Annotated in this window: 15 protein-coding genes, 6 tRNA genes and 1 pseudogene; 5 read left to right on the plus strand and 17 right to left on the minus strand. The window is 43.7% G+C overall.

The window, feature by feature from the left end:
* Positions 1-85 precede the first annotated feature (85 nt).
* The 3 genes from AC5YB1_RS14465 (at position 86) to AC5YB1_RS14475 (ending at position 2,324) form a co-directional block, all read left to right on the plus strand.
* Positions 86-1,333, plus strand: a complete 1,248-nt coding sequence (locus AC5YB1_RS14465) for a dicarboxylate/amino acid:cation symporter (protein ID WP_494519750.1) — start codon at positions 86-88, stop codon at positions 1,331-1,333.
* 378 nt (positions 1,334-1,711) lie between these two features.
* Positions 1,712-1,897 carry a hypothetical protein gene (locus AC5YB1_RS14470; protein ID WP_110456469.1) on the plus strand — a complete coding sequence of 62 codons (186 nt, stop codon included), beginning with the start codon at positions 1,712-1,714 and terminating at the stop codon, positions 1,895-1,897.
* Positions 1,898-1,982: 85 nt separating this feature from the next.
* Positions 1,983-2,324, plus strand: a complete 342-nt coding sequence (locus AC5YB1_RS14475; protein WP_494519751.1) for a PBPRA1643 family SWIM/SEC-C metal-binding motif protein — start codon at positions 1,983-1,985, stop codon at positions 2,322-2,324.
* 42 nt (positions 2,325-2,366) lie between these two features.
* Here the strand turns inward: AC5YB1_RS14475 and AC5YB1_RS14480 are convergent, their stop codons facing one another.
* A complete protein-coding gene (locus tag AC5YB1_RS14480) occupies positions 2,367-2,552 on the minus strand; it encodes a hypothetical protein (RefSeq protein WP_494519752.1) in 186 nt (61 codons plus the stop codon).
* Between the two features lie 275 nt (positions 2,553-2,827).
* Here AC5YB1_RS14480 and AC5YB1_RS14485 point away from each other — a divergent pair.
* Positions 2,828-2,989: pseudogene (locus tag AC5YB1_RS14485) on the plus strand (IS5/IS1182 family transposase); the annotation flags it as partial.
* A 68-nt stretch (positions 2,990-3,057) separates the two neighbouring features.
* On the opposite strand, the gene AC5YB1_RS14490 reads toward AC5YB1_RS14485, so the two are convergent.
* The 9 genes from AC5YB1_RS14490 to AC5YB1_RS14530 form a co-directional block, all read right to left on the minus strand.
* Positions 3,058-3,639 carry a hypothetical protein gene (locus tag AC5YB1_RS14490; RefSeq protein ID WP_494519753.1) on the minus strand — a complete coding sequence of 194 codons (582 nt, stop codon included), beginning with the start codon at positions 3,637-3,639 and terminating at the stop codon, positions 3,058-3,060.
* Between the two features lie 27 nt (positions 3,640-3,666).
* Entirely contained in the window at positions 3,667-4,908 is a 1,242-nt protein-coding gene (locus tag AC5YB1_RS14495) for a transglycosylase SLT domain-containing protein (RefSeq protein WP_494519754.1), read from the minus strand.
* A 1-nt stretch (position 4,909) separates the two neighbouring features.
* Complete coding sequence (locus AC5YB1_RS14500) at positions 4,910-5,731, minus strand: ETEC_3214 domain-containing protein (RefSeq protein ID WP_494519755.1); 822 nt, start codon at positions 5,729-5,731, stop codon at positions 4,910-4,912.
* Positions 5,731-6,531 carry a hypothetical protein gene (locus tag AC5YB1_RS14505; RefSeq protein ID WP_494519756.1) on the minus strand — a complete coding sequence of 267 codons (801 nt, stop codon included), beginning with the start codon at positions 6,529-6,531 and terminating at the stop codon, positions 5,731-5,733. The genes AC5YB1_RS14500 and AC5YB1_RS14505 overlap by 1 nt, the downstream gene beginning before the upstream one ends.
* 42 nt (positions 6,532-6,573) lie before the next feature.
* The gene (locus AC5YB1_RS14510) at positions 6,574-7,647 is read right to left on the minus strand and encodes a CsgG/HfaB family protein (RefSeq protein WP_494519757.1); all 1,074 of its coding nucleotides are present in this window, start codon (positions 7,645-7,647) and stop codon (positions 6,574-6,576) included.
* Between the two features lie 229 nt (positions 7,648-7,876).
* Positions 7,877-8,095, minus strand: a complete 219-nt coding sequence (locus AC5YB1_RS14515) for a hypothetical protein (protein WP_494519758.1) — start codon at positions 8,093-8,095, stop codon at positions 7,877-7,879.
* Between the two features lie 138 nt (positions 8,096-8,233).
* Positions 8,234-9,364 (minus strand): sodium ion-translocating decarboxylase subunit beta, encoded by a 1,131-nt coding sequence (locus tag AC5YB1_RS14520; RefSeq protein WP_494519759.1) that lies wholly within the window; start codon positions 9,362-9,364, stop codon positions 8,234-8,236.
* A gap of 8 nt (positions 9,365-9,372) precedes the next feature.
* Positions 9,373-11,184 (minus strand): sodium-extruding oxaloacetate decarboxylase subunit alpha, encoded by a 1,812-nt coding sequence (gene oadA / locus AC5YB1_RS14525; protein WP_494519760.1) that lies wholly within the window; start codon positions 11,182-11,184, stop codon positions 9,373-9,375.
* 19 nt (positions 11,185-11,203) lie between these two features.
* A complete protein-coding gene (locus AC5YB1_RS14530) occupies positions 11,204-11,452 on the minus strand; it encodes an OadG family protein (RefSeq protein WP_494519761.1) in 249 nt (82 codons plus the stop codon).
* Positions 11,453-12,093: 641 nt separating this feature from the next.
* On the opposite strand from AC5YB1_RS14530, the gene AC5YB1_RS14535 reads away from it, so the two are divergent.
* A protein-coding gene (locus AC5YB1_RS14535; protein WP_494518896.1) for an IS630 family transposase occupies positions 12,094-13,129 on the plus strand; the annotation gives its coding sequence in 2 pieces (ribosomal slippage) (positions 12,094-12,552 and positions 12,554-13,129; 1,035 coding nt in all).
* A gap of 192 nt (positions 13,130-13,321) precedes the next feature.
* Here AC5YB1_RS14535 and AC5YB1_RS14540 read toward each other — a convergent pair.
* The 7 genes from AC5YB1_RS14540 to csrA form a co-directional block, all read right to left on the minus strand.
* Positions 13,322-13,413: transfer RNA gene (locus AC5YB1_RS14540), tRNA-Ser, on the minus strand.
* Between the two features lie 8 nt (positions 13,414-13,421).
* Positions 13,422-13,498 (minus strand) — tRNA-Arg (locus tag AC5YB1_RS14545).
* Between the two features lie 57 nt (positions 13,499-13,555).
* A tRNA-Arg gene (locus AC5YB1_RS14550) sits at positions 13,556-13,632 on the minus strand.
* Positions 13,633-13,665: 33 nt separating this feature from the next.
* Positions 13,666-13,742 (minus strand) — tRNA-Arg (locus AC5YB1_RS14555).
* 30 nt (positions 13,743-13,772) lie between these two features.
* Positions 13,773-13,849: transfer RNA gene (locus AC5YB1_RS14560), tRNA-Arg, on the minus strand.
* A gap of 22 nt (positions 13,850-13,871) precedes the next feature.
* Positions 13,872-13,963: transfer RNA gene (locus AC5YB1_RS14565), tRNA-Ser, on the minus strand.
* Positions 13,964-14,176: 213 nt separating this feature from the next.
* Positions 14,177-14,374 carry a carbon storage regulator CsrA gene (csrA, locus tag AC5YB1_RS14570; RefSeq protein ID WP_110456474.1) on the minus strand — a complete coding sequence of 66 codons (198 nt, stop codon included), beginning with the start codon at positions 14,372-14,374 and terminating at the stop codon, positions 14,177-14,179.
* Positions 14,375-14,453: the final 79 nt, after the last annotated feature.

Here is a 14,453-nt window from a genome sequence, read left to right on the forward strand (position 1 = left end):
GCCTCGATGACGCGTATTAGAACAAGCGCTCTTCCCGACTCAACGGCTCCATCGCTCAACACAACATTAAATTGGACATTATCCCATGTGGCAAACGATTAAACAGATCCCTTTTTGGCAAAAGGTGCTGGCTGGTTTTATTTTAGGGATCACCTTTGGCTTAGTATTAGGTGAGCAAGCGACGCAATTAAAACCTTTAGGTGACTTATTCATTGCAGCGATTAAGATGTTGGTCGCCCCACTGGTGTTCTGCGCCATTGTGGTCAGTATCACGTCACTAGGCAGTGGTGTTAGCCTCAAACGCCTGAGCTTTAAAACCCTACTGATGTTTATGTTTACTGGCACCATCGCCTCGCTTATCGGTTTAACCGTAGGCAGTTTGATTGATATGGGTGGCACGCTCGAACTAGCGACAACTGAGGTGCGTGAACGTAATGTGCCAGGTTTTGCTCAAGTACTGCTTGATATGGTACCGGTTAATCCGTTCGCATCCCTTGCCGAAGGTAAGGTGCTACAAATTATCGTGTTTGCCGCCCTGATTGGCATCGCTATTAATAAGGTGGGCGAAAAAGCAGAGCCATTAAAGCGCACCATTGAAGCAGGCGCCGAGGTCATGTTTCAACTCACCCGTATGGTACTGCAACTGACACCAATCGGTGTATTTGGCCTAATGGCTTGGGTTGTGGGCGAGTATGGATTATCGATGCTACTGCCGTTAGGTAAGTTTATTGCCGCTATCTACATTGCTGCCGCCATCCACATTCTGTTTATTTACGGTGGATTAATTAAATTTGCCGCTAAGTTAAGCCCTGTGCAATTTTTCCGTAAAGCGATGCCAGCCCAGCTAGTGGCCTTTACTACAGCATCAAGCTTTGGCACCTTACCCGCCAGTACCCGTGCGACAGAGTCCATGGGCGTATCTAAAAAATATGGCGCCTTTGTACTACCACTTGGCGCGACCATGAATATGGATGGCTGTGGTGGTATCTACCCTGCTATTGCGGCCATATTTATCGCGCAGATCTACGGTATTCCGCTGGATATGACCGATTATATGTTAATTGCCGTGACAGCCACAGTGGCCTCTGTTGGCACCGCAGGTGTACCAGGTAGTGCCATGGTAATGCTGTCGGTCACTTTAGGGGTTGTGGGGCTGCCACTTGAAGGTATCGCCTTTATTGCCGCCATTGACCGCGTTATCGATATGATCCGCACTGCAACCAATGTCACTGGTGACATGATGACCGCCGTCGTGGTGGGTAAATCTGAAGGTCAGCTCGACGAAACGCAGTTTTACAACGACGAAGAGCCCACAGTGAGCACGGCGAGTTAACATCAATTATCGAGTCAGCCTTAAAGGCAAGTTAGCCGAAATAGCACCATTCATAAAAAAAACCGCAAATGCGGTTTTTTTTATGAGTAGCCATTAGTGATCCTTCACTAAGTCTATGCTTCTATCCTGCTTAGATTAGCCACTTAGATGAAGGCCCACTCGTCATATTACAGAGGGTTTATGCGCAATAGAGCACTCACAAGTGATTGCTAGCCCCTAATAATGTCACTGCTTGAAACGATATTTTTACCGCGTCTTCGGCATTGGTAAAATCTCAAGCCCTTGAACATACTGATGGAAAATATTCACATAATGATGTGGATAGCGCGCAAAGCGTATTATACTTGGGCAATATTTGCGCTTACTTTTAGGATATTTATGGCTCGTCTGTTTTTACTTCCTATTGTGTTATGCCTATTTTGGACCCTGTTTCTGCATTTAACTGGCGTACCGTTAAAACAGGGCAAAAAAGGCTTTATCTATATCATCGCGATCAGTATGACGGTGATCTTATCTTTGGGCTTTATACTCTGGTTAACCGCCGATCAAAATCTGAGATATTAATTTGCCTAAGGCGCTAGTGCTCATCGCAAGTTCTGGTAAGATAGCGGCCCTTTTGACGCCGTGAAGGCAATACTCTGGAAATGCTATGTCTGATAAGTTTTTCTTTAAAGGCCGTAAAACGCCTAAGCCAAAACATGAAAGTTATGGTTATAACACTAAGCGAGTCGCGAAACCTGGCAGTGAAGCGTTTCCGCTAGCACTTATCGTCAATAGCGAAGCAAGGTATGCAGAAGTGAAGGCGTTAGCTGATGAGCATCAGTTGGTCGCCAACATCGAAATCAAGCCTGAAGTGGCTGAAGATATTAACGCCTTGATGGGGATATTAAATAAACCCAAAACCGCCACTGTGGAGAAAAAACCACAGCGCAACGATCCCTGTATTTGCGGCAGCGGACAAAAATACAAAAAATGTTGTGGTAAGCAATAAGTGGTTTAGCAGTGATAACCTTTTGCTATCACTGCAACAACATCAAATTTGTTCAGAAATAATACTAAGGTGAGCCTCTAGTTCTGCTTCGGTTGTCGGTAACGAATCAAGCTCAAACGTTAAGGGGCAGCCACCATTTAACATGAAAACTGAACGCTCGCCATGATCATAGTGAAACCATTTACCGTTCACACACAGATCCGTATAGCAGTTAACTTGTAATTCCATTATCGTCATCCTCATTCAGGTCAAATAATCACAATACTTGTGATGCGCATCACCGTTATCAGACTACAGAACAGATAGGGACTTGTTGATCTGCATCAACTGATTAAGCATTAGCTTGACTAAGCAATCGCTAACATTGGCTATATCAATGACAAAACAATCATTTGGCAGATATAAAAAAACGGCCTACTGAACTAAGTAGGCCGCATTATCTTTATCACTGCCTGTAGTGGCCTGCAAAAATTAGCCAGCATGATAGAAGTTATATGAATAGCATAGATTGGTGCCTCTACAAGTATCGACATTTGGTTGAGAATACTTTTGCGAGGATTAAGCTCTTCCGTTCAATATTAACAAGATATGATAAGTTAGCAAGAAATTACGCCAGTATGGTATCACTGGCGTTTACTATAATGTGTCAGCCGATGTATTGCTGAACAAAATGTGTACAGCGAAGATCGACACGCCCTAGCACTTACAAGGCTTGGCTAACGTTTGACTAAAATCAGTCTTGTTGTGGCTTACTTGATTTAAGTTGTTCTTCGAGTTCAGCCGTCACTTTTGTGGTACGAAATTCTTTATACAGTAACGCCTCTGCCTTGGGATCCAGCTTAACGCCAGCTTCTTTAATCAATTTATCAAATATGGGCTGAGTGTTATCCATAGTCACTAAGGCGCATAGCTGCTTTTGATTGTCGATACGTGCAAAGGCAATCTCTTTTGGAATAGCACCAACTAAACTCTGCTCAGCAATTTGCTTGCTCACTTGAGTGAAGCTTGAATGATTACTCACCCCTGTGCCGCTTTGCTTTTGTGATTCTAAGGTTTTATCCATCACCTTAGCGCGGGTCTCAATTTGCAATGCCATATCGGCCTTAGCGTTCGCAATCGCCTGCGCCCTGGCCGCTGACATATTATTGCCCCAAGCAACACAGCTTGATGAAGCAAGCCCCGTTTCGATGGTTGGTAGGAATACCCAGCTCGGGATTGCATCATTATCCGCCAGTGGTGTTGATTGCGATTTTGGCGTACTACCACAGGCGGCAAGCAGTAACATTGATGACGTAATAACAAGTAATTTTTTCATGGTTATATCCTTATTCTGTTAAATCCATTAATTGATATTTGTTCGATACTGTTGCTCTAATTGAGTCACTTTCAATAAATATTTACGGGTTTCACTGTAAGGCAGGTTAACCTTTAATTGGTTATAAACCTGTTCCGATGTGAGTGTATTAATGTGCTTGTACGCCGCTTTAATTGATCTATTATTACCGCCGTTAAATGCCCGAGCGACATTGCCAGCGCCGGTATTGTAAGCCGCTATAACGCAATACTTACGGCTTAAGGGATCGTCAATCCCTTTAAGGTAACGATTATTTAAAATCCATAAATAGCCTGAACCGAATTCAATGTTGGTTTTAGGATCAAATAGCTCGTCTGCGGAGGGGGCCTTCTTGCGTTTCAGTAATTTTTTAGCAACGTCTTTCCCCGCGGAGCTAGGTACAATTTGCATTAAGCCGAAAGCTGGAATATGGGATTGAGCCTGGGGATCAAAAGCAGATTCTGCATGGGATATTGCCAGCAATAACGACAAATCCATGGACACCAGGCTCGCTTGAGTCTGGTAATCTTGCATAAAAGGTTTCACCCGATTTGACAGATAATTATTGGGCAGCGATATCTGGTTAATGCGAATATTCTTGTATTTAGGATCCGTCTTAGCTATTTGCGCTATTTTCTCATCGACCTGTTTAATGCGCTGCTCTGTCTCTAATGTCAGCTTAGCCTTTGCAGCAAGAATATCAGCCTCACCCACGGCTTCATCACGGCTTAGCGATGACAAAGTCTGCTGTTGTTGAGTTAGCATAGCATCGACAATATCAGCCCTATGTTTGGCTAGCGTTGTTTGCGTTACCACCTCAGATTGCCCCGTTTCCATTTGCTCAACTAATAATGCTTCTGCGTTATCAATACTGGATAATTCCTTGCTGGTATTGGGATCATCAAGCAAGTGTTTAACTGTGGTTTTAGGCGTTAGCTGTTTATCTAATTGCTCAATTTTCAAGGTCTTTTTAACGTCATCGATGCGAATTCTTGCCTGACGGTCCACGGTATAAACGATACGCTCATCCATAGATGTCTGCTTTGGGTCGGCCCAGTCAGTCATTAATGATTGGGTATACTTATCAAACTCAGCCAAGTACTCACGCCTAAAAGCTTCATATTCATTCACATAACTTGCTGAAAAATCTTCAAACTCGCTTGTCTGCGCCGCTTTAAATGCGGTAAAGTCATCAGCAGCTCCTAGCTGAGCACTTATCAATAACGCCGTTGTTGCAATTAAGATGCGCATTTTATTTTCCCTTAAAATAAGCATTAAACTCATATTTAGTCAGCAGTGCATCAGCGACGATCACAGGAGATACTTCAGAGATCGCAAAAAAACTGCTTTGCTGCTGACTTAAGTCAGTGGTTAGTTTAGCAATGTCTTGTTGCTCTTCTAACATGCTCGCTTCTTCAAGCTCATCTAACTTGTCTTTCATCGTCACCTTAGGCTCTTGGTACTCAGTCGCGCCTACAATCAAATAATGCCCCATCCCTTTGGCGCTCATTTGCTTCGATTTCATAAAATAAGCTAAATTGTGATTATCAAAAAAGAACTCATTACTGCTGCCTATGGCCTCAGCTATGCAACTGCTAATAAGCCTATGCTCAGTAAAAGGAATGCTGGGATTAAAGCGATCAAGAAATGTATCCTCCGTGGGCAAGGTATGCAACATCATGGCGGCGATACGTTGCTCTTGAGCTATCAAGACCAACAAATATTTATTCTTCTTGTAGTAACGATATTCAAGGCCATTTTTACGCTCGGAAACCTTGATAACTTGGGGTATTCCCAATGATTTTTCTATATAGTTAAGGTAATTGCCAATATGAATATTAGCGATGGTTTTATCTTCTATTCTATGGGTAAAGTTAGTAATAAAACCTTGATAGGCTTCAGTTAATAACTGTTTGCTATCGGACCAATTCCCCAGCCCCATAAGTAAAAAAGCACAGAATACAATGAAACGTATAACCCCAGAAAACCACCCCGATGATTGCGCATCTGACTCATCTTTGTGCAAATTATTGCCGGTAGCCACCTGCAATATAAAGTCCATTAAGCCTTTCATTAATCATCAACCTTGATGTTTTTTAATTCTGCTAAATCAGATTGAAACTGATCTAAACTGTCCCATAACGCTGCTTTAACCAGTTCCGAACGACTGGTTCGATTAAAGCTTAAGGATTTCCCTGGGTAGGTTTTTTGCCAAAGTAAGTCGCTGCCATGACCCACAACAACTTGAGTTTGGCTCTTAACAAAGTCATTACCCGTATCCACAATATCTGTGGTTATTCGGTATTGTATCTGACATTTTTTTGCTGAATTAATGATAAACCCTTGCTGAGTAAGCAGCGCTGTTAAGCTTTTTGACGATAAATTAGCATTAGAGCCCTTAGCAAGCACGCAGGCGTTTTTCGCTAATAGCTTGCCCTGCTTTTCAGATTCTTCAGCCGCTTTAGCCGCTTCAATATCGGTAAAAGACACTTTCATCGCCGAATACACAATGCAGTTTTCAGCATCTACCCAACGATCAAAAACCGTGGCATTTTTTAGCAGTTGTTTGCTTTGCAATAAAGATAATGACTGGAAACCAGACAATGACGTTTGATTGCGAACGGTTAATTTTGTTGTTTCAGTGGTTTGAACCTGGGTGCCAAGTATTTTTGATAAAGCGCCTCGGCCATCAGTATCGGCCCTGCGCTCATCAATATGCTTCATCCCGGTACACATAGAAGCGCCAGATGCATGTATAGCATGCGCATTTGCCGCTTGTGCATAAACCCAAGAAGGAGCTGGGCGCTCATCATAATAGCTAGCACAACTGCAAGCTGAGGCGTTAAGCGAAACCATGCTGCATAAAAACAGCATGGTCAATGCAAAGCCTGCTTTGTTTGAGTGAGAAACTAGCAATTAAAAGTGTCCGCGGTCGCTTAAAGAACTTAACTTTTGCATGTCTTGTACGCGTGATGAAATACGCTCTTGACCTTCGATAATCAATTTAAGTTTATCTATTTCATCGGTCATCATCATGGCTTTACCGTATAAGGCTTCTGCCATTTCGACATCTGCAGAAAACTCAGCACAAACGGCATTGTTATAGGTAATGGTCAAGGAGTCAGAGTATTTGCTTTGGGCTTTAGAGAACATAGTACAGCCATTTTTATAGAGCTTTTCATTAACAAAATCTATGCCCATCTCAAACATTTTTTCTACATCATCAGGCACCTTAGAACTAAGGCCTTCCATAAGATCGACATCTGTATGAAGTAAATAAGGGGCTACATCATACTTAAGTTCAGTGGCTATTTGGCTAAAAGCACGACCTTCCAATTCTGTATTTGAAGGATGGGTGCTTTCTGAATCGCTACAAACGCTGCTTTTAGCTTTTTGGCTATAATTTTTTGAGAAAATAATCTGCCCAGATTCAATAGACACAGCTTTTGGCGTTAAAGAAGCAATAGCCACTTTTGTTGTACACCTTACCGTGACTGTTCGACTCTTTTTACATTTAAAAAAGCTACTGCCTTTCTCGACACATTCTGTGCGTTCTTCTGAGTAACTACTGGAATCAACCTTCGAAGACATGGTCGCGCTAATTAAGGTATCGGCGCCCGTTAATTTGCCTAACTTAACCCGCGTCGCCGAGTCAGTTAACAAGCCATCAGTCATTTTTTGCTCTTTCAAAATAGCATCAATAGCAGAACGTTCTACTAAGGTGAAATAAGCAGCATTATTATACTTAGCCCCTGAAAGATTAGATTCAAGGAAGCGCCCTGAACCGCTTCTGTCATGAATTACAGCAATTCGATTCATTTTTTCTGTGCTAGATACACGCGCAGGCTTTAACTGGGAAACTTCTATGGTAGGTGTACTAAAAGCATTGCTCAACACCTTTAATCCACTATTAAGCTTGTCGGTAACAACGCAACCTGAAAGTAAAAATGCAGTGCAAATTAGGCCAGAGGAAATAATTCCTTTTCTCATTATTATGTCCTTTTCTATTAACAATTTATAGATTCCTTCCCAGTAATATATTAAGGATTACCGTGACACTTGAGTCTGATGGAGGAAATGCTTTAAAGTGATTAAATATAATTAAGCAATAAAAACCACATTATCATAGTGTTACACAACACAAATGTCGACACCAGCTTTTAACATACCAAAAAGAGATCTGGTTCCCAAAAAACTTTTTATTAAGCCAAGAACCAACCTATATACTAAAACGCAATCTGATAGTTTTATCAAAGTCAAAATGAAAGCAGGCGTCAAACTCTAATGTAGATTCAACTGAAACCCTTTGCCCCATCTTAGTACTTGCGTACCTGTGTATATTTTTTCCACGGGACTTAGTTAAATTTCTGACGGGTTCAGAAAAAGCACTTTCAAGGGCTTCTTTTACAACTTCTGGAGAGGGTAAAAACGCTTCCATTAAATATTGCCTCTTTCACCAAATGTAGTAAAACCACTCAAGCGTGGTCAAAAAAGAGGCAATATTAAGTTATGGTTGGATAAAATATCAATTTATGGTCGTAAATATCATTTTATGGTTGTATCGACACTTACACTATCAGCCAAGCACGGCCAGTAACACACCTGCCGCCACGGCCGAGCCAAGCACACCCGCCACATTAGGCCCCATAGCATGCATCAATAAGAAGTTTTGCTGGTTCGCTTCGAGGCCAACTTTATTGACCACTCGCGCCGCCATCGGCACCGCTGAGACACCAGCTGCGCCAATCAGAGGGTTAATCTTCCCGCCGGATAACTTACTCATTAACTTTGCCATCAAGACACCTGTCGCGGTACCAATGGCAAATGCGACGGCGCCGAGCACCAATATGCCTAAGGTTTCTAGCTGCAAAAATTTATCGGCAGAAAGCTTAGAGCCAACGGCTAACCCTAAAAAGATGGTGACAATATTGATGAGCTCATTTTGAGCGGTACTCGATAACCTATCAACCACACCGGACTCGCGCATCAAGTTACCTAAACAAAACATGCCCACGAGCGGCGTTGCCGCAGGTAAAAACAAGATAGTTAACCCCAGCACCATCAGCGGAAAGAAGATCTTTTCTTTCTTACTGACTTCACGCAGTTGCTCCATCTTGATCTGGCGTTCAGACTCGGTTGTGAGTAACTTCATGATCGGTGGCTGAATAATGGGCACCAACGCCATATAAGAGTAAGCCGCAACGGCAATGGCCCCGAGCAGATCTGGCGCTAACTTAGAGGCTAAGAAGATTGCCGTAGGACCATCGGCTCCGCCAATAATGGCAATCGCCGCCGCATCTTGCATGCTAAACTCAAAACCGGGCACTAAGTTAAGGCCGATGGCCCCAATTAAGGTGGCAAAAATGCCAAACTGCGCCGCCGCGCCAAGCAGTAGCATCTTAGGATTAGCAATCAAGGCACCAAAATCGGTCAGCGCCCCGACCCCCATAAAGATCAGTAAGGGAAATACCCCAGTTTCAATACCCACATGGTAGGCAAAATAAAGTAAGCCGCCCTCGTCGGTAAAGCCACCATTAGGAATATTAGCCAATACGGCACCAAAACCAATAGGTAATAACAACAACGGCTCAAACCCGCGAGCAATGGCTAAATACAGCAATAACCCACCCACGGCCATCATCAGTAATTGCCCGGCAGTAAAATTGGCGATACCTGATTCGGCCCAAAAGGCCAGTAATCCTTCCATGCTAACTCCTAAGCTATGGCAAGCAATTGATTGCCAACGGCAACAGAGTCACCTTCTTTTACCCAAACCTGACAGATCACGCCGTCGGATTCTGCGCGGATCTCCGTTTCCATCTTCATGGCTTCGAGAATGATCACCACATCGCCCGCCTTGACGGCATCCCCTAAGGCCACATTAACCTTAAAGATATTCCCCGATAGCGGCGCACTCATCTCCGCTTTCGCTACATCGGCATCAACGCTTGGGCTGGTTGTTGGTGCCGTAAAGGGCACCACATTCTCATTAGGCACTATTTGGCTAATATCACCACCTGGGGCCACTTCAACTACAAAACTTTGACCTTGAACATTTACCGTATAGGTCTCTGGTCCACGCTTATCACTGACCACAGGCGATGTAATAGCCGCTTCACTTGCCACTTGCACCTTAGGTGCTTGAGGCGTTGGCTCAAATGCGTCAGGGTTATTGCGATTATTAAGGAACTTAAGGCCAATTTGTGGAAACAAGGCGTAAGTGAGTACATCATCGTCGAGCTCTGCAGCTAATAATGTCCCTTCAGCCTCAGCCTTAGTCGATAACTCGCTGCGCAACTTGTCTAGCTCTGGCGCCAGTAAGTCGGCAGGGCGACACGTGATAGCCTCTGCGCCAGCAAGTACACGTTGTTGGAGCTCTTGGTTAACAGGTGCGGGAGTAGCTCCGTATTCGCCTTTAAGCACCCCCTCGGTTTCTTTAGTAAGCGACTTATAGCGCTGCCCCGTCAATACATTGATCACCGCTTGGCTCCCCACAATTTGTGATGTGGGCGTGACCAAAGGTAAATAACCGAGATCTTGGCGAACCTTTGGGATCTCCTCAAGCACTAAGTCTAATTTGTCGGCGGCGCCTTGTTCGCGCAACTGGTTTTCCATATTGGTTAACATGCCACCTGGCACCTGGGCACGTAGAATGCGTGAATCAATCCCCTTGAGTTCACCTTCAAATGCGGCGTATTTTTTTCTTACCTCACGAAAATAGGCGGCAATCTCTTCGAGCAACGCCATATCATAGCCCGTAGCCCTATCGGTGCCTTCAACCATAGCGACCAAGGTTTCTGTCGCGCTGTGGCCATAGGTTTGGCTCATCGATGAGATAGCGGTATCAAGCACGTCAATGCCTGCTTCAATCGCCTTTTGGTAGGTGGCGGTGCTAAGACCTGTGGTGGCGTGGCAATGCAGTGACACTATTAAGTTAGTTTGGGCTTTAAGCTGACTGATGAGATCATAAGCTTCATACGGCTTAAGTAGACCGGCCATATCTTTAATGCACAGTGAGTGACAGCCCATATCTTCAAGGCGTTTGGCCATATCGACCCAGGTCGACAAGGTATGTACTGGGCTTGTGGTGTAAGAGATAGTGCCTTGGGCATGGCCACCGACTTCAACGACTGACTTGATTGCCGTTTCCAGATTACGCACATCGTTCATGGCATCAAATACCCGAAATACATCGACGCCATTGTCATGGGCTCGTTCGACGAAACGCTGTACAAGGTCATCCGCATAATGACGGTAGCCCAACAAATTTTGTCCGCGCAGCAACATCTGCTGCGGTGTATTCGGCATCGCCTTTTTTAAGGCTCTAATACGCTCCCAAGGATCTTCGCCTAAGTAACGGATACAGGCATCAAATGTGGCACCGCCCCAAGACTCCAGCGACCAAAAGCCAATTTTATCTAACAGTGGCGCAATAGGAAGCATATCTTCGAGTCGAAGACGAGTGGCAAGAATAGATTGATGTGCATCGCGTAACGCAACATCGGTTAATGCAAGTGGCTTGCTCATAAAAACTCCCTACTTTTAATTATGCGTTGGCGCGATATTGATGAATCGCCGCGGTGATTGCCGCAACAAATTTAGGTTCGATAGCCGGCGAAAGTTCAGGCATGCTGCTACCGCCATCATTACTGATCATAGGTGGCTTTTGGGGACCAAATTTCCATGCCACTAGGCTTATGCCTAAGATGAGCATTGACAAAAAAACGAACACCAGCGCCATTCCCAACGCCATTATCATCAATGCGTCACTCAGTTGTTGAGCAATAGAATCCATATTATCCTCTTCGAATAACCTTAATCTCTGTAGATGCAGACAAGACACAAGCGACATACTACTTATTCAGTTTTTAAGCAAAAAAAATCACCTCAAAGCGTGAGGTGGTTATTTAGCACCAGCCAAAATGTTTCAAATACAGAATAACCATAACCAATCTATAACAAAAATGCGAGCAACATGTAAATTGGTCATACCAAATTTATTGAAACTATTTGACTCAAGCTGATAATTCGACAATTAAAAGTCGATAAATATGAATATATGATAAAAAAGCTAGCTGAAACCACTATGAATTAAAAAAGCCGCGTCATTTCGATAAAAATAGACGTCATTAACACAAGTCAAGTAACCGATTATGCAAAAATATTCAATGAATAGCTGCAATAGCAAGGATCAGAGGCTCATGTCTATACAGTATGTTCGAGAGCATTAGTTCAAGGTGACAAGCAACATCGGCAGATGGCATTGGCTAACGCCGTTTAACTATCGTTACGACTAAGCTATGGATTCGACTAAATTATCGATTAGGCTATCGAGTTAAACCGACTATGCAGGAATCACTGAGATAAAACGATTGATACCAATCTAAGTAAAAATATGATCTAATTGTATTTATCATATTCTCTTCATTTGTTGTTATGGATAACTTTAAGAATACCGACTTTAATTCACTAGCTCGTAAGCAAACATCTATTCAAATGAAGATGCGGCTACTTGCACTTGCTCATTTTCAAGATGGAAAGTCCCGAACACAAATTGCACGTTTTTTGAAAGTGAGTAGAACGAGTGTTAATAAGTGGGTACATGTCTTTTTAGAGGAAGGCTTAGCTGGGTTGCAAGAGAAGCCACGTACAGGTAGGCCACCATTTCTTAGCAAGAAACAACAAGCCCAACTCGCTGACTATATAGAAAAAAGAGCAAATAGCGATCAAGGTGGTAGATTGACGGGGGCACATATTCATAGCTACATTTTATCTGAGTTTGGTAAAAGCTATCATCCTGACTCAATCTATTATTTGTTGAATCATATGGGGTTTTCGTGGATAACCTCACGCTCTAAGCACCCAAAACAATCAATTGAAGCCCAGGAGGAGTTTAAAAAAATTCCAAATTAAAACGATCCTTAAGATCCCCGGGCACCTTTCTTTAGATCGCATTGATATTTGGTTTCAAGATGAAGCAAGATTTGGCCAACAAAATACGACAACGAAGATTTGGGCCAGAACGGGTACCAGACCACGGGTTGTACGGCAGCAGCAATTCGAATATGCATACCTATTTGGTTCTGTATGTCCTAATAGGGGCATAGGTCAGGCAATAGTCGTTCCATGGACGAGCAAGGAAGCGATGCACCTCCACTTAAAACAGATCTCGGACGTCACTGATATAGATCGACATGCTGTCGTGATAATGGATGGAGCCGGTTGGCATACCGAAGGTATCGCAGATGAATTCAAAAATGTCAGCATCATCAAATTACCGCCTTATTCACCAGAGCTAAATTCAATCGAACAAGTATGGAGCTGGATGCGCCAGCATTGTCTCGCCAATAGAGTTTTTAGAAATTATGAAGACATTGTCGATAGCGTTTGTGATGCCTGGAATACCTTTACCGATAGTTCAGAACGAGTGACACAAATGTGTTCTAGGGACTGGGCAAATATGACCAGTTAGTTTTCCAGTTTGGTATGAGTGGTGACGATTGTGCAGTCGTCATGCAGTGTAAGGAGGTGTAATGCTATAAAGGCGGCGCTATCAGGCCTGAGGACTACTTGAGTAAATAACTTAGGTAAATAACGTGGGTAAGAAAAGTATACGGTGAAAAACAGGCATAAAAAAACCCGTAACGTGTACGGGTTTTAATAATGGCGGAGAAGGAGGGATTCGAACCCTCGATGGGATTTAAAGCCCATACTCCCTTAGCAGGGGAGCGCCTTCGGCCACTCGGCCACCTCTCCGCATAAAATGGTGCGCGTGGGAGGATTCGAACCTCCGACCGCCTGGTTCGTAGCCAGGTACTCTATCCAGCTGAGCTACACGCGCAAAACTTTACGTAAAACATAAAAAAGACGGAATTGACCGTCAAATTTATTTTGAATATGGTGCGCGTGGGAGGATTCGAACCTCCGACCGCCTGGTTCGTAGCCAGGTACTCTATCCAGCTGAGCTACACGCGCAAAATAACACTTAAATTCCCGATAAATTATAGATGGTGCGCGTGGGAGGATTCGAACCTCCGACCGCCTGGTTCGTAGCCAGGTACTCTATCCAGCTGAGCTACACGCGCATCTTATCTCTATAACTTATTTACTGTAAATGGTGCGCGTGGGAGGATTCGAACCTCCGACCGCCTGGTTCGTAGCCAGGTACTCTATCCAGCTGAGCTACACGCGCATCGTTTTTTACAGTTAAGAAATGGCGGAGAAGGAGGGATTCGAACCCTCGATGGGATTTAAAGCCCATACTCCCTTAGCAGGGGAGCGCCTTCGGCCACTCGGCCACCTCTCCGTTTTCTTGGCGCACATATTACTGTTTGCCGAAAATAAGTCAAACCATTTCTAAGAAACTAAATTCGTTTGGACTGTTTTTAAGCAGTTCATCGCTATAATGGGTAATCACTGCTTGCTATATAGCCATTGCGGTCAAAAAGCTAGCGGCATAAAAACAAAAAAGTCAGCAATATGCTGACTCTTATCGTTATCGACTTTATTAAGCGTTAGCTTAAAAGTTACCGCCGTCAGAAGAGTTACCTGATTTTTCAGACTGAATACGCTGATAGATCTCTTCACGGTGAACAGACACTTCTTTTGGCGCATTAACACCAATACGAACTTGATTACCCTTTACGCCCAAAACGGTGACAGTAACTTCATCACCAATCATCAGTGTTTCACCAACACGACGAGTTAATATCAGCATGTTTTTGCTCCTTTGGTTCTAATTCTGCTTGCACGGCACTAATCCGTTATAACCTTTATTATACGGTCAGCTTAGTACA

Source organism: Shewanella sp. 433 (assembly GCF_059338565.1).